Annotated in this window: 18 protein-coding genes; 13 read left to right on the top strand and 5 right to left on the bottom strand. The window is 54.1% G+C overall.

Going from position 1 to position 19,215, the window contains the following annotated elements:
* Window positions 1-10: 10 nt before the first annotated feature.
* The 4 genes from rpsM (at window position 11) to rplQ (ending at window position 2,562) form a co-directional block, all read left to right on the top strand.
* A complete protein-coding gene (rpsM, locus tag QFZ34_RS19730; RefSeq protein ID WP_008124949.1) occupies window positions 11-379 on the top strand; it encodes a 30S ribosomal protein S13 in 369 nt (122 codons plus the stop codon).
* 128 nt (window positions 380-507) lie between these two features.
* On the top strand, window positions 508-897 hold the full coding sequence (gene rpsK, locus QFZ34_RS19735) for a 30S ribosomal protein S11 (protein ID WP_008124952.1): 390 nt from the start codon (window positions 508-510) through the stop codon (window positions 895-897).
* 124 nt (window positions 898-1,021) lie between these two features.
* Window positions 1,022-2,035 carry a DNA-directed RNA polymerase subunit alpha gene (locus QFZ34_RS19740; RefSeq protein ID WP_008124954.1) on the top strand — a complete coding sequence of 338 codons (1,014 nt, stop codon included), beginning with the start codon at window positions 1,022-1,024 and terminating at the stop codon, window positions 2,033-2,035.
* Between the two features lie 98 nt (window positions 2,036-2,133).
* Window positions 2,134-2,562, top strand: a complete 429-nt coding sequence (rplQ, locus tag QFZ34_RS19745; protein WP_115055376.1) for a 50S ribosomal protein L17 — start codon at window positions 2,134-2,136, stop codon at window positions 2,560-2,562.
* A 184-nt stretch (window positions 2,563-2,746) separates the two neighbouring features.
* Here the strand turns inward: rplQ and QFZ34_RS19750 are convergent, their stop codons facing one another.
* A complete protein-coding gene (locus tag QFZ34_RS19750; RefSeq protein ID WP_115055374.1) occupies window positions 2,747-3,358 on the bottom strand; it encodes a LysE family translocator in 612 nt (203 codons plus the stop codon).
* A 102-nt stretch (window positions 3,359-3,460) separates the two neighbouring features.
* A complete protein-coding gene (locus tag QFZ34_RS19755) occupies window positions 3,461-4,285 on the bottom strand; it encodes an AraC family transcriptional regulator (protein ID WP_307284565.1) in 825 nt (274 codons plus the stop codon).
* Between the two features lie 157 nt (window positions 4,286-4,442).
* Between QFZ34_RS19755 and QFZ34_RS19760 the strand changes: the two genes are divergently transcribed.
* From QFZ34_RS19760 to QFZ34_RS19775, 4 genes are all read left to right on the top strand, one after another.
* Window positions 4,443-5,882 carry a DegQ family serine endoprotease gene (locus QFZ34_RS19760; RefSeq protein ID WP_307284568.1) on the top strand — a complete coding sequence of 480 codons (1,440 nt, stop codon included), beginning with the start codon at window positions 4,443-4,445 and terminating at the stop codon, window positions 5,880-5,882.
* Between the two features lie 111 nt (window positions 5,883-5,993).
* Complete coding sequence (locus QFZ34_RS19765; protein ID WP_307284573.1) at window positions 5,994-7,307, top strand: replication-associated recombination protein A; 1,314 nt, start codon at window positions 5,994-5,996, stop codon at window positions 7,305-7,307.
* Between the two features lie 283 nt (window positions 7,308-7,590).
* Window positions 7,591-9,573, top strand: coding sequence for a threonine--tRNA ligase (thrS, locus tag QFZ34_RS19770; protein ID WP_307284576.1), 1,983 nt, complete (start codon window positions 7,591-7,593; stop codon window positions 9,571-9,573).
* A gap of 86 nt (window positions 9,574-9,659) precedes the next feature.
* Window positions 9,660-10,484 carry a lysophospholipid acyltransferase family protein gene (locus tag QFZ34_RS19775; protein WP_307284578.1) on the top strand — a complete coding sequence of 275 codons (825 nt, stop codon included), beginning with the start codon at window positions 9,660-9,662 and terminating at the stop codon, window positions 10,482-10,484.
* A gap of 441 nt (window positions 10,485-10,925) precedes the next feature.
* Here QFZ34_RS19775 and QFZ34_RS19780 read toward each other — a convergent pair whose 3' ends face one another.
* Window positions 10,926-11,993: an RgsD C-terminal domain-containing protein gene (locus QFZ34_RS19780; protein WP_307284581.1), complete on the bottom strand. Its 1,068-nt coding sequence runs from the start codon at window positions 11,991-11,993 to the stop codon at window positions 10,926-10,928.
* Window positions 11,994-12,116: 123 nt separating this feature from the next.
* Between QFZ34_RS19780 and QFZ34_RS19785 the strand changes: the two genes are divergently transcribed.
* Window positions 12,117-12,710: a nitroreductase family protein gene (locus tag QFZ34_RS19785; protein ID WP_115055413.1), complete on the top strand. Its 594-nt coding sequence runs from the start codon at window positions 12,117-12,119 to the stop codon at window positions 12,708-12,710.
* A 7-nt stretch (window positions 12,711-12,717) separates the two neighbouring features.
* Here QFZ34_RS19785 and QFZ34_RS19790 read toward each other — a convergent pair whose 3' ends face one another.
* Window positions 12,718-13,587, bottom strand: coding sequence for an HpcH/HpaI aldolase/citrate lyase family protein (locus tag QFZ34_RS19790; protein ID WP_115055362.1), 870 nt, complete (start codon window positions 13,585-13,587; stop codon window positions 12,718-12,720).
* Entirely contained in the window at window positions 13,587-14,078 is a 492-nt protein-coding gene (locus QFZ34_RS19795; protein ID WP_337353880.1) for a MaoC family dehydratase, read from the bottom strand. Before QFZ34_RS19795 ends, QFZ34_RS19790 begins: the two co-directional genes overlap by 1 nt.
* Window positions 14,079-14,203: 125 nt before the next feature.
* Between QFZ34_RS19795 and QFZ34_RS19800 the strand changes: the two genes are divergently transcribed.
* From QFZ34_RS19800 to QFZ34_RS19815, 4 genes are all read left to right on the top strand, one after another.
* Window positions 14,204-15,352, top strand: a complete 1,149-nt coding sequence (locus tag QFZ34_RS19800) for a DUF2336 domain-containing protein (RefSeq protein WP_307284588.1) — start codon at window positions 14,204-14,206, stop codon at window positions 15,350-15,352.
* Between the two features lie 288 nt (window positions 15,353-15,640).
* Window positions 15,641-16,888 carry a 3-methyl-2-oxobutanoate dehydrogenase (2-methylpropanoyl-transferring) subunit alpha gene (locus tag QFZ34_RS19805; protein WP_115055358.1) on the top strand — a complete coding sequence of 416 codons (1,248 nt, stop codon included), beginning with the start codon at window positions 15,641-15,643 and terminating at the stop codon, window positions 16,886-16,888.
* A 5-nt stretch (window positions 16,889-16,893) separates the two neighbouring features.
* Complete coding sequence (locus QFZ34_RS19810) at window positions 16,894-17,910, top strand: alpha-ketoacid dehydrogenase subunit beta (RefSeq protein ID WP_307284594.1); 1,017 nt, start codon at window positions 16,894-16,896, stop codon at window positions 17,908-17,910.
* Window position 17,911: 1 nt separating this feature from the next.
* On the top strand, window positions 17,912-19,213 hold the full coding sequence (locus QFZ34_RS19815; RefSeq protein WP_307284596.1) for a dihydrolipoamide acetyltransferase family protein: 1,302 nt from the start codon (window positions 17,912-17,914) through the stop codon (window positions 19,211-19,213).
* Window positions 19,214-19,215: the final 2 nt, after the last annotated feature.

A 19,215-nucleotide genomic window follows, 5' to 3' on the forward strand; every position in this document is an offset into this window, starting at 1 on the left:
GAGAACAGACGTGGCTCGTATCGCTGGCGTCAACATCCCGACGAACAAGCGCGTTGTTATCGCGCTTCAGTACATTCACGGGATTGGTCAAAAATTTGCACAGGAAATCGTCGAGAAAGTCGGCATTCCTGCAGAGCGTCGCGTCAATCAGTTGACCGATGCCGAAGTGCTGCAGATCCGTGAAACGATCGATCGTGATTACCACGTTGAGGGTGATCTGCGTCGTGAAGTTTCCATGAACATCAAGCGTCTGATGGATTTGGGCTGCTATCGCGGCCTGCGTCATCGCCGCTCGCTTCCGGTCCGCGGTCAGCGCACGCATACAAATGCGCGCACCCGTAAGGGTCCTGCCAAGGCAATTGCCGGCAAGAAGAAGTAATATTGTCCGGCGCGGTTCGCTGCGCCGGTTCTGCCTTTTAGGGCGGACGTGCTGGTTTCACACGTTAACTGAACCACGGTGGAGCCTCTGGAAATACGGAGGCGTCGAGATCAACTGAAAGGACTACTATGGCCAAGGAAGCCACACGCGTTCGCCGCCGCGAGCGGAAGAACATTTCGTCGGGCGTTGCCCACGTGAATTCGACATTCAACAATACAATGATCACCATCACTGATGCGCAGGGCAATGCGATTGCCTGGTCGTCGGCTGGTGCGCAGGGCTTCAAAGGCTCGCGCAAGTCCACACCATTTGCTGCTCAGATGGCTGCTGAAGATTGTGCAAAGAAGGCACAGGAACACGGCATGCGTTCTTTGGAAGTTGAAGTTTGCGGACCTGGCTCCGGCCGTGAATCCGCTTTGCGCGCATTGCAGGCTGCGGGTTTCACAATCACATCGATCCGTGACGTGACACCGATCCCGCACAATGGCTGCCGTCCGCGCAAGCGTCGTCGCGTCTAGTCTTTTGCTCTAGGATTTGGCCGGTGGGTTGATTTCAACTCATCGGCTTCAAGCCCCTGACGGGGTTTCCACGCTTCAAGGCCACGATTGGATGGTGGCACTGGCAAGGATAAGGAAAACATAGATGATCCAGAAAAACTGGCAAGAATTGATCAAGCCGAACAAGGTCGAGTTTCAGACTTCCGGCTCGAAGACCAAGGCTACTGTCGTCGCTGAACCGCTAGAGCGCGGTTATGGCTTGACGCTGGGCAATGCCTTGCGCCGCGTTCTTCTGTCTTCGCTGCGCGGTGCTGCCGTGACTGCGGTACAGATCGACGGCGTTCTGCATGAATTCTCGTCGATCCCTGGCGTTCGCGAAGATGTTACAGACATCGTCCTCAACATCAAGGAAATCGCTATCCACATGGAAAGCGATGGTCCAAAGCGCATGGTCGTCCGTAAGGAAGGCCCAGGCGTTGTAACAGCTGGCGATATCCAGACTGTTGGCGATATTGAAATTCTCAACCCGGAACACGTTATCTGCACGCTCGATGAAGGCGCTGAAATCCGCATGGAATTCACTGTCAACACCGGCAAGGGTTATGTTCCAGCTGACCGCAACCGCGCTGAAGATGCTCCGATTGGTCTTATTCCAGTCGATAGCCTTTACTCACCGGTCCGCAAGGTTTCCTATAAAATCGAGAACACCCGTGAAGGTCAGGTTCTCGATTATGACAAGCTGATCCTCCAGATCGAGACAGATGGTTCGATCTCCGGTGAAGATGCTGTTGCTTACGCAGCACGTATTCTTCAGGACCAGCTGGCGATCTTCGTCAACTTTGACGAGCCGCAAAAAGAAGTTCAGCAGGAACAGGTTACTGAACTCGCGTTCAATCCTGCTCTGCTCAAGAAGGTCGATGAACTCGAACTTTCGGTTCGCTCGGCAAACTGCCTGAAGAATGATAATATCGTCTACATTGGCGATCTCATTCAGAAGACAGAAGCAGAAATGCTGCGCACACCGAATTTCGGTCGCAAGTCGTTGAACGAAATTAAGGAAGTTCTGGCTTCCATGGGCCTCCATCTTGGTATGGAAGTTCCAGCTTGGCCGCCAGAGAACATCGAAGATCTCGCCAAGCGTTACGAAGACCAGTACTAATCCGGGCTCTGCCCGACAAATAAGCCCGGGCAATGAGCCCGAACTGAGAAATTTAGCCCGGGCAATGAGCCCGAAAAGAAAACTGAAGGAGAAGGCTCATGCGCCACGGTAATTCAGGCCGCAAGCTTAACCGGACTGCCAGCCATCGTAAGGCGATGTTTGCCAATATGGCTGCATCTTTGATCGAGCATGAGCAGATCGTGACAACGCTGCCCAAGGCCAAGGAAATTCGTCCAATCGTAGAAAAGCTTGTCACACTCGGCAAGCGCGGTGATCTGCACGCTCGTCGTCAGGCCATCTCGGCTATCCGCGATGCCAAGCTGGTTGCCAAGCTGTTCGATACGCTTGCACCACGTTATGGTCAGCGTAATGGCGGCTACATCCGCATCATGAAAGCAGGCTTCCGCACCGGTGATAATGCACCGCTCGCAGTTGTCGAATTCGTTGATCGTGATGTCAGCGCAAAGGGTTCCAAGGATTTGGCCCGCGTTGAAGAAGAGCGCGCCAACGAAGCCGAAGCAGCGTAATCAACGCTTCTACGGTAGAAAGTTTAAAGGGAGCTTCGGCTCCCTTTTTCTGTTTGTGGCTTCGGGGACTATCCAAACCAGCGCAGAGGTGCGCAACATTGTGGCTCTCGTTGGTAAGCGAGGCGTATCGACTGCCTACCGATAGCTTAGTGATTGTGGATATCGTGAAGCCACCCACCCGAACTTAGCGCTGTGTCAAAGCAAGCTTTATACCCAACCCGATAAAAGCAGCGGCGAATGAGCGGCGCATCCACGTGAGAACGATGGGCCGGGAAATTACCTTGTCTCGAACAGAAGCTGCAAAGAGCCCATAAATGGCGAAGACAACGAATGTCATTGCCATGAACACACCGCTGAGACCGAGCATGGTCAGCACGGGCCGCCTTTCATCTGCGGTTACGAATTGCGGCAGGAAAGCGAGAAAGAAGATCGATAGTTTCGGATTAAGAATATTAATGAGGATTGCGGTCAAAGTTACACGACTAAATGAGCTTTCGGTATTTTCCTGATCCACCCGTAGTGAGCCGTTATCGCGCAAAGCATTCCACGCCATGAACAAAAGATAGATAACGCCGAGATATTTGAGCGTCTGAAACGCAATGGCGCTCGTATGCATGATCGCAGCCAGCCCGCCTATCGCCGCTGCCATATGGGGAATTATGCCGATTGTGCAACCAAACGCCGCGGCGATGCTCGCTCTTGCGCCCCGCGTCAATCCGGTCGCCAGCGTATAAACCACGCCGGTACCGGGCGATATGACAATGATCAGTGATGTGATGATAAATTCCAGACTCATAGTCTAAGCTCCTTACTCTTATGGAGAAGGATTAAATCAAGGAATGCTGGCAGCGTCTTGGACAGGATTGCAGCGCTTATCGCCAGATGGCCGGAGGCTTAACTATACCGATGCCGCATAGGAACCGGGCGACAATCCAAACTTTTGCGCGAAAATGCGGTTCATGTGGCTTTGGTCGGCAAAGCCGCTTGCTGCCGCAGTTTCTGCAAGCGCCATGCCTTGCAAGATCAGGCGGCGGGCAATATCGGCGCGTCGCTGCATAAGATAGGCGTGGGGGGTAAAGCCAGTTGCCGCTGCAAAGCCTCGCAGAACCTGAAAACGGCTAAGGCCGCTTATTTTTGCCAGATCCGACAAAGTATATGATGCGGTTGGTGCATCATCTATGTGCTGCCTCACCATATGAATGGCAGGGGGGATCGGTTCTGATTTAGCTGGTTTTTTGTGCGTGATGGAAAGCAGGTCAATCAGTTTTTCTTCAGGAAGAAGCGGCTCATGCGCATTGCGCGTCAAGGCGCTGAAAAGCTCCTGAAATTGTTTGGCGGCGAGGGCGTTATCCATGGCCGGTTCAGTGAATTCTGTTGTGGTCGCACCACCTTCGTTAATATCATCAATGATATTTTCAATGAGAGCGGGGTCAAAATAGATCATCCGCCAAGAGCGGCCTGAATCGCCGATTGGTACGCCATCATGTATTTCGCCGGGATTGACGGTGATGACATAACCCGGTCCGGCTTCCACAGTACCGCGCCCGCTAAGGGATTTTTGTGCCCCTTGATGAATGACGCCAATGCCGAACTGGTCATGTGTATGGCGGGCAAAAGAATGGCGCGTAGCCGCCTCGACAATTTGTATGCCAGGATTGCCGCTCGGATAAATCCGGAAATGGCCTCTTATATTGCCCAATCGTCCATCGCCTGTTTCGTGCATATTATCTGAATGCCTATTAAAGATGAAGTCGCATCAAATAAGCTGATGGTGAAACGATATGTCTCAAATTTGCTTTGTTTAATAGCTGGTATCCTCGCTCGAAATCACCACATTGGTCGAAGCAGTTTGACTGATTCATTAGCTATCGGAGATTAATATGGGTTCTGTTTCGCGAAGCTCGACAATAGGCGCTTCGGCCCGGGCGATTTTGCTTGGTGCGGCTGTCTTTTCCGCTACCGCTCTTCCGGTTTATGCGCAAACTGCAGATACTACAAAGCAAGTGCCGGAAAGCCGTACTGAGGCGCAATTATCCTTTGCGCCACTGGTCAAACAGACGGCAGGCGCTGTGGTCAATGTCTACGCGGCCCATTCGGTTCAGCAACGCTCGCCTTTTGCGGGTGATCCATTTTTTGAACAGTTCTTCGGTGGGAGACAGTTTAGCGGTCCGCCTCGCGTTCAGTCGTCCCTTGGCTCCGGCGTGATTGTGGACGGTTCGGGTATTATCGTAACCAATAATCATGTCATCCGCGACGCTGACACCGTAAAAATCGCGCTGTCAGATGGCCGCGAGTTTGAATCGAAAGTCCTTCTCAAGGATGAGTCGACAGATTTGGCCATATTGAAAATTGATGCCGGCGAACCGCTGCCATCTTTGAAACTTGCAGATTCCGACAAGGTTGAGGTGGGTGATCTGGTTCTGGCTATCGGTAACCCGTTCGGTGTCGGTCAGACTGTGACGAGCGGTATCGTCTCGGCACAGGCGCGCACGCGCGTCGGTATTTCCGACTTTGATTTTTTCATTCAGACCGATGCGGCCATCAATCCCGGTAATTCGGGCGGCGCCTTGATTGGCATGGATGGAGAACTTGTCGGTGTGAATACCGCAATTTTCTCCAAGTCCGGTGGCTCCGTTGGAATCGGATTTGCCATACCGGCCAATATGGTGCGCGCAGTTGTTGATACAGCCAAGGGCGGCGCAGACACATTCGAGCGCCCCTATATCGGTGCTGCTTTCCAAAACGTGACCGCTGATGTGGCCGAAAGTCTTGGAATGAGACAGCCTTACGGCGCGCTCGTAACCGATATCACCAAAGGTGGCCCGGCTGATAAAGGCGGACTGCAGGTTGGCGACGTGGTGTTGAATGTTGATGGCGTTCGCATTGAAAATCCGGATGGGCTTGGATATCGCATGACGACGGCGGGCATCGGCAAGACAGTCAAGTTCGACATATTGAGCCGTTCCAAGGAAAAGTCCGTCTCAGTGACTTTGCAAAAGCCCGATCCTGACTCTGCGGACAATAAACTGATGATTCAAGGCAAGAACCCGCTTTCGGGTGCACTTGTTCTCAAGCTAAGCCCTGCAAGCCTCGCGCGTTTGCGCTTGCCGGAGGGGACGGACGGTGTTGCTGTTGACAAGGTCTATCCAAACTCTCCAGCTGCGCGTATCGGTTTGCAACCCGGCGATATTATCCGGGGCATAAATGGCACCTCAATTGACAGTATTGCCGATCTTAGCAAGGCAATGTCGACCAATCCCGTGCTTTGGCGCTTCGAATTTGAGCGCGGGGGTGCCATAATTCGTCAGATCATTCGGTAGAGCGTTTTGCTTTTTAAAAACGACGCTCTAAACTTTTTTACGCAATTTCGGACGCAAAACCGCTTCACACTTTTGCTGGAATTGCTTTAGACGCGACAAGGCAGCAAGAGCATGGCGGATTTATTTTCAGTAAGCGGCGATCCTGCTTCGGACAGAAGCAGGCCGCTTGCTGACCGCCTGCGACCGCGTAACCTGAGCGAGGTCACCGGCCAGACACATCTGACGGGACCGGAAGGCGCGCTGACGCGGATGATCGCTTCCGGTTCGCTCGGATCGATGATCTTCTGGGGACCGCCCGGAACAGGCAAGACCACCGTTGCCCGGCTGCTCGCCAATGAGACAAATCTCGCATTTGAGCAGATATCTGCAATATTTTCCGGCGTGGCCGACCTGAAAAAGGTCTTTGAGATGGCACGGTCACGGAAAATGTCCGGCCGCCAGACATTGCTCTTTGTTGACGAAATTCATCGCTTCAACCGCGCCCAGCAGGACTCATTTCTGCCGGTCATGGAGGATGGAACGATCGTGCTGGTGGGCGCCACGACGGAAAATCCCTCCTTTGAACTCAATGCGGCTTTGCTATCGCGGGCGCGGGTTCTGGTGTTTAAACCCCATGATGAAACCAGTCTTGTGGCATTGCTCGAGCGGGCGGAAAGCCATGAGGGCAAAGCGCTTCCGTTGAATGACGAGGCGCGGGCAAGTCTGGTACGCATGGCAGATGGTGATGGCCGCGCAATTTTGACGCTGGCTGAAGAGGTTTGGCGCGCGGCGCGTGAAGGCGAGGTTTTTGATGCGGAACGGGTGCAGCAGATCGTGCAACGGCGCGCTCCTGTCTATGATAAGGGGCAGGATGGCCATTACAATCTGATCTCTGCCTTGCATAAATCCGTGCGCGGCTCTGATCCCGACGCGGCATTATACTATTTGTGCCGCATGTTCGATGCTGGTGAAGACCCGTTGTTTCTGGGACGCAGGCTCGTGCGCATGGCAAGCGAAGACATTGGCCTTGCCGATCCGCAGGCTCTGGTCATCTGCAATGCAGCAAAGGATGCCTATGATTATCTGGGGTCGCCCGAAGGTGAACTGGCGCTGGCGCAAGCCTGCGTCTATCTCGCTACGGCGCCGAAATCCAATGCAGTTTATACAGCCTATAAGGCAGCAATGGGAGCGGCCAAGGCCAATGGCTCACTGCTTCCGCCCAAACATATTCTCAATGCGCCGACCAAGCTGATGAAGGGTGAGGGTTATGGCAAGGGTTATGCCTATGATCATGACCAGCCTGACGCCTTTTCCGGGCAGAACTATTTTCCGGAAGCGCTTGGACGGCAAAGCTTCTACGATCCGCCGGAGCGCGGGTTCGAACGGGAAATCCGCAAGCGCATGGAATATTGGCAAAAGCTGCGCCAGGAACGCGGCGAGGAGTAGCGTTGGCTGCACAATCGCTACGCGTGGTTCGACGGGGCTCACCATGAGGAAAGATCGGTGTGCTGCAATAATGGTCTCCAGCGTGGAAAATTCAACTTTCTGCAATCAACGAGTTTCCTCATGGTGAGCCCCGTCGAACCACGCACATGATCTATGCATGCTTTTATCCCAAACCTCTTTACCTCAAAGCAATCTGCATTTAGAAGTCCGCGACCGGATAAGAAATCCGGGGGTTTTAGAAAACCACCCGCAATCGTTGGCGGGACTGGATAGGAGAAGTCTTATGTCGCAAGCAGTTGCCAAAACTGTATCCATGCAATTCCCCGATGGCTCAAAGCGTGATTATGACGCCGCCATGACCGGTGCGGAACTTGCCGAATCCATTTCAAAATCGCTCGCCAAGAAAGCTGTGGCCTATGCTGTCGATGGCACGGTCCGCGATTTGTCTGATCCGCTTGGTGCTTCAGGCGCTATCGAAATATTGACCCGCGATGATCCGCGCGCGCTTGAACTCATCCGTCATGATTGCGCGCACGTTCTGGCGGAAGCGGTACAGGAGCTTTTCCCCGGAACGCAGGTCACTATCGGGCCTGTTATTGAAAACGGCTTCTATTATGATTTTGCCAAAAACGAGCCGTTCACGCCGGAAGATCTTCCGCTGATCGAGAAGAAGATGCGGGAGATCATCGCCCGCAACAAGCCTTTCACCAAGGAAATCTGGTCGCGTGAAAAGGCCCGTCAGGTCTTTGCCGAAAAGGGCGAAGTCTACAAGGTTGAGCTCGTTGATGCGATTGCCGAAGGGCAAGACCTAAAAATCTATGCGCAGGGCGACTGGTATGATCTATGCCGTGGACCGCATATGGCCTCAACAGGGCAGATCGGCAACTCCTTCAAGTTGATGAAGGTTGCAGGTGCCTATTGGCGCGGTGACAGCAATAATCCGATGCTGAGCCGCATTTATGGTACGGCCTTTGCCAATGATAATGATCTCAATGCCTATCTTCATATGCTGGAAGAGGCGGAGAAGCGCGACCATCGCAAGCTCGGCCGTGAAATGGACCTGTTTCATTTCCAGGAAGAAGGTCCGGGCGTCGTGTTCTGGCATGCCAAGGGCTGGCGCATGTTCCAGTCTCTGGTCAGCTATATGCGTCGGCGGCTTGATGGCGTCTATCAGGAGGTCAACGCACCGCAAGTGCTCGACAAGTCGCTTTGGGAGACTTCCGGTCACTGGGGCTGGTATCGTGACAATATGTTCAAGGTCACGGTCGCAGGCGACGAGACCGACGATGAACGCGTCTTTGCGCTCAAGCCGATGAACTGTCCGGGTCATGTGCAGATATTCAAGCATGGCCTGAAATCATACCGTGATCTGCCTGTGCGCCTTGCAGAATTCGGTAATGTGCATCGCTATGAGCCATCAGGCGCGTTGCATGGCTTGATGCGTGTGCGTGGCTTTACGCAGGATGACGCGCATGTGTTCTGCACGGATGAGCAGATGGCCGCAGAATGCCTGCGCATCAATGATCTGATCCTTTCAGTGTACAAGGATTTCGGCTTCGAAGGGATCACGATCAAGCTTTCGACCCGTCCTGAAAAACGCGTCGGCTCGGATGAATTGTGGGACCGTGCCGAGGCGGTCATGACCGGCGTACTTGAGCAGATCCAGCAACAGTCAAACGACATCAAAACTGGAATTCTGCCGGGCGAGGGTGCGTTTTACGGCCCCAAATTCGAGTATACGCTGAAAGACGCTATTGGCCGTGAGTGGCAATGCGGCACGACGCAGGTCGACTTCAATCTGCCGGAGCGTTTCGGTGCATTTTATATCGACTCAACGTCGGAGAAGAAGCAGCCGGTTATGATCCATCGCGCCATTTGCGGTTCCATGGAGCGCTTTCTCGGCATTTTGATCGAGAACTTTGCGGGTCACATGCCGCTATGGTTCGCGCCGGTGCAAGTTGTGGTTGCGACGATCACGACGGAAGCCGATGATTATGGCCGTCAGGTCGCCAAGGAGCTGAAAGCCGCAGGTCTTCAGGTCATAACCGACTTCCGCAATGAGAAGATCAACTACAAGGTGCGTGAGCATTCCTTGCAGAAAGTTCCGGTGATTCTCGTTTGCGGCATGCGTGAAGCGGAAGAGCGGACAGTGAATATGCGCCGTCTTGGTTCGCAAAACCAAACTTCTCTCTCATTGGACGAGGCAATACAGCAATTGAAGCACGAGGCTACGCCGCCCGATCTTCTGCGTCTGGCTGCCGAATGACAATGCCGTTGACAGCGCGGTGATTTCATCGCGCTGTCACAAATATCCGGGATAATCCCCGAATTAACCTCCGGGGTTTTCACGCGGTGCAGTTTTCCGAACTTTCCTATGCCAACGATACTCAGACGCGCCTTACGCAATGGCTGATCCGCTCGATTGAGGCGATCTCGGGCAGAAATCATTATGTCGGGCTGTATAATGTATGGCGAACTGAGATAGTCCCCGCTGGTATCGATGTTTTTTGCCGCATGATGGAACTGATCAACATCAGGCTAGAGGGGCCGGATCAGTGGCCGCCGCAAAATCTGCCTGACACGCCGCTGGTGCTTATTGCAAATCATCCATTCGGTATTGGAGACGGCATCGCAGCTTTGGCGCTGGCCGAACAATTGGGCAGGCCTTTCCGCGTGCTGATCAATAATGATCTGCTGAAAGTACCGGAAATCCGCCCTTATGCCTTGCCGGTATGTTTCGACGAAACCAAGGAAGCCATGGCGATGAACATGGCAACGCGGCACGAAGCAGTGCGCTTGCTCAAGGAAGGCGTGACAATCATTGTCTTTCCAGCAGGCGGTGTTGCGACAGCGCGCAAGGGTTTTGGTCGTGCGGAAGATCTGCCTTGGAAAATATTCCCTGCCAAGCTCATCAGGCAAGCACAGGCTTCTGTCATTCCAGTCTACTTCAGCGGGCAGAATGGCTGGCTATTTCACCTCGCCAGCAAAGTATCGATGACGCTGCGCATATCATTGTTGATTCGAGAATTCCGGCGTCTTTCCGGTAAATCCATCAATGTGCGGATCGGCAATATCATCAGTTGGGATGAATTGAAGGTGCTGGAAGATCGCCAGACTCTTTTGCAATATCTCTATAATGCCGTTTTTTCGCTGCAGCCGGGTTCATCGAGCAAATAAGAGCTCAATACTCATGTCGTTGGCCTGTGGTGAATTTGCGCATGTGGTGCGTGGTTCGACAAGCTCACCATGAGGAAGGTGGTGAATTGCCCGCCAGCTTCCAGCGCAGGAGATTTGCCCCTGCAATCCCCACACTTCCTCATGGTGAGCCCCGTCGAACCACGCAAAGCGGTTATGCAGCTAATAAGCGAGGTTTAGCCTTTTTCCCCGGCAAATCCATCAATGTGCGATGAGCTGAATGTTACCGAGCAAACAAGATTTGCAAATGCGTGATGCGTGGTTCGACACGCTCACCATGAGGAAAGGTGGAGGCTGGCATGCATCAGGTGGGAGGGATTTGAGGTAGGGGGAGATTGGCATGCAAAACACCACCTTCCTCATGGTGAGCTTGTCGAACCACGCAAAGCAGCCATGCAGCCTGTTTTGAGCAGATGTTAGGGGTCAGTCCAGCGGCTCTTCGCCTTTCGCCGGCTGGTTGGCGCTTGCCGCCGTGCTTGCGCCATTGGAGGCGATGACCTCCACATCCTGATTGCGACCGGCAACAACCTTGAAGTCACGCTGGTAAATCTTGTCCTTGTTCTTGGCGATGATGACATATTCACCTTCCGCAAGCACCATGGATGCGAAAGCCCCCACGCTTTCCCGGACAATATCACCTGACGTGGTGAGAACAGACCAAGCCGTATCGGCTAGCGCTTCGCCGCCAGCTTCGCGCACCAGTTTCATCGTCATCAGTGCCGCGCGGTGTTCAACATTCGCTTCCGTGATTTTACCAGCCTCAACGCGGATGTCAGACCGAATGACGGCGTTCGCCGTGCCGTAGTTTGACACGATTTGATAGGTTCCAGTGTTCAGACGGACAACGCTGTCCGGCTTGACATCGGGAATGATCAAAGCGCGTTCGCCATTGGCGTCTTCATGATCCTCATAAATCGAAAATCGCAGACGATCGGGAGGAATGCGACCACCGCCAGCAAGCACAGCATTAAGCTTGATCCCGCCAGCATCGAGAATCATTGTTTCAGTGCGCTTGGCGCGTGTCATGGAAATGCGCTTGGTTGCGCCAGCACGACCAAAGGCGACGTGGATCAGGTAGCTGCCGGGAGCAAGATTGAACGAAGTGGTACCGCCTTTGGCAGTGGCGAGAAGCGCCAGCTTGCCGTCGGGGCCGGGATCGGGTGAGAATACCCGCCATACCAGCCCCCGGCCAATCGCTTCACTCTCGTCTGAAAGTTTTGCAGTAAGAACAAGCTCGGGCTCATTGACCAGCGGATTGTTCTGCGGAGCCTTTGGATTGGCATATTCATTCAGATTGGGAATTTTAGGTATATCGCCTTTACCGGCGGGCGGCGCAATGGTGGGTAGCTCAAGCGGGGCGACTTCCGGTGAATCCGGTGTCAGCGACTGTGCAAATGCGACTGGTCCCGACGCCAGACACGCACATGCCGCGATAGCAAACAAGGGTTTGCGGAAAATGCTGCCCGTGGCAATTGTCTGGAATACGCCCATGCAAGCTTTTGATCCGAAGCCGATGGCAATTTCAAGGCTTTTCTCGCTCTCATGTCTTTACTTGACCGACAAAACGAAGCCATTGTCCGCGCAATAGTGCAACAGGGTCGCTACGATTATTCCATGAACACTTCCTCATCCAATCCAATCCTCGATTTTTTGTCGACACGAAGCTCCACCCCGATCTCGGCCATCGGCCTTCCAGGACCATCTGACGAAGAGATTCGCAAGATCATTACGATTGCTTCGCGTGTGCCGGATCATGGTCGTCTGACGCCCTGGCGCTTTATTCTGTATCGGGGTGATGCACGTGTCGAAGTCGGGAAATATCTCGCCGAACTTTGTGAAGAACGTGAAGGGCCACTGACTGAACAACGCCGCGAGCAGGAACTGAAGCGCTTTGCTCGCGCTCCGCTGGTCATTGGCGTGGTGTTCTCTCCAGTTGAACATCATATTCCGGAGTGGGAGCAGTTTCTTTCCTCGGGTGCGGCGGCGATGAAGCTTTGCCTGGCCGCCAATGCATTGGGCTATGTCACCAATTGGATCAGCAATTGGTACTCGTCGGATGAAAAGGGCCGGGCGCTGCTAGGGCTGGCCCCACATGAGCGGGTCACGGGGTTTGTTCATATTGGAACTTGCGCGCAGAAAGTGCCGGAGCGGCCTCGCCCGGAAGTGGATGCGGTACTTTCCGAATATTCGGGGCCGTGGAAAGGCTAGCGTAAGATCAAAATGATCGCGCTCTGGCAATGAGCCGCTCCGCTCGCTTCAGATGCGGGCGGTCGAACATTTTACCATCAATACCAATTACACCGGCAGCGGGCTCAGCCGCGAAGGCTGCAACGATACGCTCTGCCTGATCGACCGCTTCAGCCGAAGGCGTGAAAATCTGATTGATGATTGCGACCTGGGCCGGATGAATTGCCAGTTTGGCTGTGAAACCATCGCGCGCGGCTTCGGTGCATTCGCGGGCAAGACCTTCTTCATTGCGATAGTCGATGTAGACCGTATCAATGGCCGCAACATCAGCGGCGGATGCGCCAAGGACCGTCAAGGCGCGAGCCATGCGAAACACGTCCGTGTAATGACCCGCCTCGTTGCGCACCGCGGTTGCGCCGATAACTGCCGAAAGGTCTTCCGCACCCCAACTGAGGCCGATTAATCGTTTGGATGCATCCGGATAGGTGGCTGCAGACAAGGTACCAATTGCAGTCTCGGTAATGATTGCAATGATCTGCGTGACGCCTTCAGAAAGCCCTGCCTGCGCTTCGTGCACATTCAGTTTCACCGAAAGCCGCGTCACATCCTTACCGCTATTGGATTTGGGCAGAAGAATGCCAACGGGCAGCGACGGCATAATGGCGGCAAGATCATCATCGGCGAAACCGCTGGAGAGATCATTGATGCGAACGAAAAGGCGAGGCGAGGCCGTACCGCGGTTCGATTTCAGAAAATCAGCGGTGATCTGCCGCGCGGCGGCCTTGCGCTCTGCGCTTACCGAATCTTCAAGATCGATCAAAAGCATGTCGGCTTCGCTGGCGAGTCCTTTTTCAAGTTTCTTTTCCGAATCGCCGGGAACAAACAGGAGCGAGCGCATCACGCCGCACTCTTTGATTTCATCATGGCTTGCCGCGTGCATTTTGCAACGAGAACACCATGCTGGTTGAAGGCACGGTGTTCGAACTCGACAATGCCGCGATCAGGCTTGGATTTGGACGGGCGTGTTGAAATAACCTCAGTCTCAACATGTACTGTATCGCCATGAAATAGCGGGGAAGGAAAAGTGACATCGGTCATGCCGAGATTGGCAATTGTCGTGCCAATTGTCGTGTCATTGACAGAAATACCTATCATTAAACCCAACGTAAACAATGAGTTGACGAGAGGCTTTCCCCATTCTGTCTTGCTAGCAAAATCAAAGTCAATATGCAGCGGCTGGGTGTTCAATGTCATGACCGAAAATAGCATATTGTCACTTTCAGTGATCGTTTTGCGCAGCGAATGATTGAAAACGCGTCCGACCTCGAACTCTTCCAGATACAATCCAGCCATGATGATTTCGAACCTCCGCAATGATTTGCGGGACATTATGACGGTGCTCTGCGGATCGCAACAGGGGCAAAACCCTTGTCGTCATGGTTAATGGATATGGTGAACTGATCGTAAACCTTTTTCCGCTAGGCTTTTGCTAGAAAAAATGGGGGCGATAAGGGATGCCGGTACAGCAATATCTCAGAATGATCGAGAATGCGTCAGTGGCGCAACGTTGTCATGCAACGGCGGCTTTGGCGCATATCTATCTGCATTCAGAACTCGACAATGACGAGCGTTGCGCGACAGAGGCTGTACTAACGCTCCTGCTGGACGATTCTTCGCCAAAAGTGCGCCTCGCGCTGGCTGAGGCGTTTTCTACAAGTGTCCGCGCTCCTGCCCATATCGTTGCTAGTCTCGCACGCGACCAGATTGAAATCTCGACCTATATGCTCGGCCGCTCGGTTTTGCTCAGCGATAGCGACCTGATTGACTGTGTTGTGAGTGGTTGCGGAGAGGCGCAACGCGTCATTGCCGGTCGGGCACGCGTTTCGCCAACTGTTTGTGCCGCCATTATCGAAGTTGGCGAGACCGATGCCATACTGGAGCTGCTAGCCAATACACAGGCGAAAATAATGCCGGTGAGTTATCGTCGACTGCTTGAACGGTCAGGACATATTGCCGAAGTGCGTGCATTGCTCGTCGATCATGAAAGCCTGCCAGCCGATTGCCGCCACTCGCTTGCAGTCAAGACCGCAGAGGCGCTGTGCCAGATGAATATTGTGCAGGCACTCATGGGAGGTCGCAGAGCGGAACGAATGACACATGATGCCTGTGTCAAAGCATCCATCGGCCTCGTTGCCGCAACGCCTATCGAAGAATATCCGGCTCTCGTTGAACACCTACAACTGCGCGGAGACATAACAACAGCTTTTGTCATTCGGGTGGTTGCGAAAGGACAGATCGATTTCTTCGGCGCGATCCTTGTTGCGCTGTCCGGTTACAAGCATAGTCGCGTGCGCGGCCTGCTCATTGATGGCCGTCCGAACGTGCTGGGGGCGCTGTTTAGCGCTGCGGGTCTGGCCGAAAGCACGCACGCTTCCCTGTGCACCGCAGTTCAGGCATGGCGCGATATTATCAACGGCAAGCGCAAGCTGGGTTTGCATGATGTCGCGCGCGCAATGATTGAGCAGATCGCGAGGGTAGAAGCCTATGCAGGGGCTGTTCCCGCCGCCGCAAATGATGATTTGCTTTCCTTGCTCAACGGTATTCACCGCGATGCTATTCGCGAAAATGCGCGCCGAAGCATGTTGTCGATAGCGGCGGCATAGGCTTCTGACCGCTTGATCGAACATTTCATTACAAAATAGTGCCACTCTTTGAATGAAATAATCGATGCGCCGCACCAGAACCGGCGCATCATTGCTTTTTTATTGGCATTGAAAGCCAGGATTTCCAATATTATACTCGGTAAACCTAATTAAATCAGGCGTTTATGTCTGATTTCTGATTCAAAACTCAAGATACAGCAATTCGATTGTGCCAAACGGCCCGTTGCCGCCCCATTGGTCTTTTATGCTATTATGGACAAAGGCATAATCGATTGGGAGGTCTACATAATGTCGGACAATGGTAGTGTTGAGTTTGGCCCGCTAAGTCTGCACGTCCCTGAACCGGCTGTGCGTCCGGGCGGTACACCGGATTTTTCCAACGTCACCTTTCCCGATGCAGGCTCGGTGAGACGCCCCGATGTCGATACAAACCCTGAAGACATGCGTGACCTCGCATTTTCGATTATTCGTGTGCTTAACCCTGAAGGCGAGGCAGTCGGGCCATGGGCAAATCTGCTGACCGACGATCAACTGGTTGAAGGTCTGCGCCATATGATGACGCTGCGCACGTTCGATGCGCGTATGCAGATCGCCCAGCGGCAGGGCAAGACTTCATTTTATATGCAGCATCTTGGCGAGGAGGCAGTCAGTTGCGCTTTCCGTAAGGCGCTGGTGCAAGGCGATATGAATTTTCCGACCTATCGTCAGGCTGGTCTGTTGATCGCCGGCGGGTATCCCATGGTCGAAATGATGTGCCAGATCTACTCCAACGAGCGCGATCCGTTGAAGGGCAGGCAGCTGCCAATCATGTACTCTTCCAAAGAACACGGTTTTTTCTCGATCTCTGGCAATCTGGCCACCCAGTATATTCAAGGTGTTGGCTGGGCCATGGCATCCGCCATCAAGAAAGACAGCAAGATAGCTGCCGCATGGATCGGCGATGGCTCAACGGCCGAGTCTGACTTCCATGCCGCGCTGGTTTTCGCTTCAACCTATAAGGCGCCGGTAGTTCTCAATATCGTCAACAATCAATGGGCGATTTCGACATTTCAAGGCATTGCGCGCGGTGGCTCAGGTACCTTTGCAGCGCGTGGCCTTGGTTTCGGTATTCCGGCGCTGCGCGTCGATGGCAATGATTACCTCGCGGTTTTTGCGGTGGCGCAGTGGGCAACCGAACGCGCGCGCCGCAATTTGGGGCCGACGCTGGTGGAATATGTCACCTATCGCGCCGGTGCTCATTCGACCTCGGATGACCCATCTGCTTATCGGCCCAAGATGGAGTCGGAGGCCTGGCCTCTGGGCGATCCTATTGTTCGGTTGAAGAACCACCTGATTGCACGCGGCGCATGGTCGGAAGAGCGTCATACCCAGACCGAAGCCGAGATACTCGACACAGTTATCGCTGCGCAGAAAGAAGCCGAAAGCTTCGGAACATTGCATGCCGGAGGCAAGCCATCAGCGCGCGATATGTTCGAGGGTGTTTATGAACAAATGCCTCCGCATCTGCGCCGTCAACGTCAGCAGGCGGGGGTTTAAGCCAAATGCCACGTAAAACAATGATCGAATCCATCCGCGATGCGATGGATACAATGATGGAACGCGACGAAAACGTGGTTGTGTTCGGCGAGGATGTCGGCTTTTTCGGTGGCGTCTTTCGCTGCACGCAAGGGCTGCAGACAAAATATGGAAAGACGCGGTGTTTCGATGCGCCCATCAATGAGGCGGGCATCGTCGGAGCTGCAATTGGCATGGCGTCCTATGGACTTAAGCCATGTGTTGAAATCCAGTTCGCAGATTATGTCTACCCCGCCTATGACCAGATTGTCTCAGAGGCTGCACGCTTACGCTATCGTTCAAATGGCGATTTTACCTGCCCGATGGTCGTGCGCATGCCGGTGGGCGGCGGCATTTTCGGTGGGCAAACACATAGCCAGAGCCCGGAAGCGCTTTTTACCCATGTTTCGGGCCTGAAGGTGGTTGTGCCGTCCAACCCATATGATGCCAAGGGGCTGCTTATTGCGGCAATAGAAGATCCGGATCCGGTGATCTTCCTTGAGCCCAAGCGCATTTATAATGGTCCGTTTGATGGACATCACGACCGGCCAGTCACGCCGTGGTCCAAGCACGATCTCGGCGAAGTGCCTGATGGTCATTATACGGTGCCGCTGGGCAAAGCCATCAAGCGCCGTGAAGGCTCACAGCTAACGATCCTGACCTATGGCACCATGGTTTACGTGGCAGAGGCCGCTGCAGCTGAACATAATATAGATGCGGAAATCATCGACCTGCGCACATTACTCCCACTCGATCTCGAAACGATTATTGAATCCGTTTCAAAAACCGGGCGCTGTGTCGTGGTTCATGAGGCGACCTTGACATCGGGCTTTGGCGCGGAACTGGCGGCACTCGTGCAAGAACATTGTTTCTATAAGCTTGAAGCGCCGGTGGCTCGCGTTGCCGGTTGGGACACGCCTTATCCCCATGCCCAGGAGTGGGATTACTTCCCCGGGCCATCGAGGGTCGGGCGTGCGCTGGTTGAAACGCTGGAGGGGCTCTAAGATGGGCGAATATGTCATCAAGCTGCCGGATGTCGGCGAAGGCGTTGCAGAAGCAGAGCTTGTCGAATGGAATGTAAAGGTCGGTGATCTGGTACGCGAGGATATGGTTCTTGCCGCCGTGATGACCGATAAGGCAACGGTGGAAATCCCGTCGCCGGTCGATGGCGAGATTATCTGGCTTGGCGGTGAGATCGGTGAGGTCATTCCGATCGGCTCGCCGATTATTCGCCTGAAGATCGACGGCGAGGGCCATGCACCGGCAGCCGCGGAGCCCTCCAAGCCTGCCAAGGCTGAAGCGCCTGCACCGGATGAAAAGCCTGCCGAGGCTGCAAAGACCGAGAGCAAGCCTGCAGCAGTTGTTGCAAAGCCACAGGAAGCTGTAAAGCCCGCTGCCAAACCTGTTTTCAATACGAGCGCGCCGCGCAGCGAAGGTGAAAAGCCTTTGGCTTCTCCAGCTGTACGCCAGCGTGCGCGTGATTCCGGCGTTGATTTGCGTCAAGTGAGCGGTACAGGACCGGCAGGCCGGATCACTCACGAAGATCTTGATGCCTTCTTCGCGCGGGGCTCGCAGAAACCCGGTAGTGCAGCGCTCAGCCCGGACAATTCCGTCAAGGAGATCAAGGTTGTCGGGCTTCGCCGCAAGATTGCCGAGAAAATGGCAATCGCGAAATCCCGGATTCCGCATATTACCTATGTCGAAGAAATCGACGTGACATCCTTGGAAGAGCTGCGGGCAGCCCTGAATAGCAAAAAGCGCCCGGATCAGGCCAAGCTGACGATCTTGCCGTTCTTGATGCGGGCCATGGTCAAAGCCATTGCCGATCAGCCGCAGCTCAATGCTCTGTATGATGACGAGGCGAATATTATTCATCAGCATGGAGGCGTGCATATCGGGATTGCCGCGCAGACGCCTGGCGGCCTCGTCGTGCCGGTGGTCAAACATGCCGAGGCGAGAACGCTTTGGGACTGTGCTGCCGAGGTTAATCTGCTGGCAGATGCTGCAAAAACGGGTACAGCGACACGTGAACAGCTGAGTGGCTCGACGATAACGATCACTTCACTCGGTAGCATGGGCGGCGTGGTGACCACGCCTGTGATCAATCACCCGGAAGTAGCAATCATCGGCGTCAACAAGATCATGATCCGGCCCATGTGGGACGGCACTGCCTTCATACCGCGCAAGATGATGAACCTGTCGTCAAGCTTCGACCACCGGGTTATCGACGGCTGGGATGCCGCCGTATTCATCCAGCGCATCAAGGCGCTTCTCGAAACGCCAGCCATGATATTTGTTGAGGACTGAGC

Source organism: Phyllobacterium ifriqiyense (assembly GCF_030817885.1).
Taxonomy (GTDB): domain Bacteria; phylum Pseudomonadota; class Alphaproteobacteria; order Rhizobiales; family Rhizobiaceae; genus Phyllobacterium; species Phyllobacterium ifriqiyense.

Bases quoted from the DNA above. Each gene is read 5' to 3' on its own strand.
- rpsK (WP_008124952.1), top strand. From the start codon at position 508: ATGGCCAAGGAAGCCACACGCGTTCGCCGCCGCGAGCGGAAGAACATT.
- QFZ34_RS19740 (WP_008124954.1), top strand. From the start codon at position 1,022: ATGATCCAGAAAAACTGGCAAGAATTGATCAAGCCGAACAAGGTCGAG.
- rplQ (WP_115055376.1), top strand. From the start codon at position 2,134: ATGCGCCACGGTAATTCAGGCCGCAAGCTTAACCGGACTGCCAGCCAT.
- QFZ34_RS19750 (WP_115055374.1), bottom strand. From the start codon at position 3,358: ATGAGTCTGGAATTTATCATCACATCACTGATCATTGTCATATCGCCC.
- QFZ34_RS19755 (WP_307284565.1), bottom strand. From the start codon at position 4,285: ATGCACGAAACAGGCGATGGACGATTGGGCAATATAAGAGGCCATTTC.
- QFZ34_RS19760 (WP_307284568.1), top strand. From the start codon at position 4,443: ATGGGTTCTGTTTCGCGAAGCTCGACAATAGGCGCTTCGGCCCGGGCG.
- QFZ34_RS19765 (WP_307284573.1), top strand. From the start codon at position 5,994: ATGGCGGATTTATTTTCAGTAAGCGGCGATCCTGCTTCGGACAGAAGC.
- thrS (WP_307284576.1), top strand. From the start codon at position 7,591: ATGTCGCAAGCAGTTGCCAAAACTGTATCCATGCAATTCCCCGATGGC.
- QFZ34_RS19780 (WP_307284581.1), bottom strand. From the start codon at position 11,993: ATGGGCGTATTCCAGACAATTGCCACGGGCAGCATTTTCCGCAAACCC.
- QFZ34_RS19785 (WP_115055413.1), top strand. From the start codon at position 12,117: ATGAACACTTCCTCATCCAATCCAATCCTCGATTTTTTGTCGACACGA.
- QFZ34_RS19790 (WP_115055362.1), bottom strand. From the start codon at position 13,587: ATGCGCTCGCTCCTGTTTGTTCCCGGCGATTCGGAAAAGAAACTTGAA.
- QFZ34_RS19795 (WP_337353880.1), bottom strand. From the start codon at position 14,078: ATGTCCCGCAAATCATTGCGGAGGTTCGAAATCATCATGGCTGGATTG.
- QFZ34_RS19800 (WP_307284588.1), top strand. From the start codon at position 14,204: ATGCCGGTACAGCAATATCTCAGAATGATCGAGAATGCGTCAGTGGCG.
- QFZ34_RS19805 (WP_115055358.1), top strand. From the start codon at position 15,641: ATGTCGGACAATGGTAGTGTTGAGTTTGGCCCGCTAAGTCTGCACGTC.
- QFZ34_RS19810 (WP_307284594.1), top strand. From the start codon at position 16,894: ATGCCACGTAAAACAATGATCGAATCCATCCGCGATGCGATGGATACA.
- QFZ34_RS19815 (WP_307284596.1), top strand. From the start codon at position 17,912: ATGGGCGAATATGTCATCAAGCTGCCGGATGTCGGCGAAGGCGTTGCA.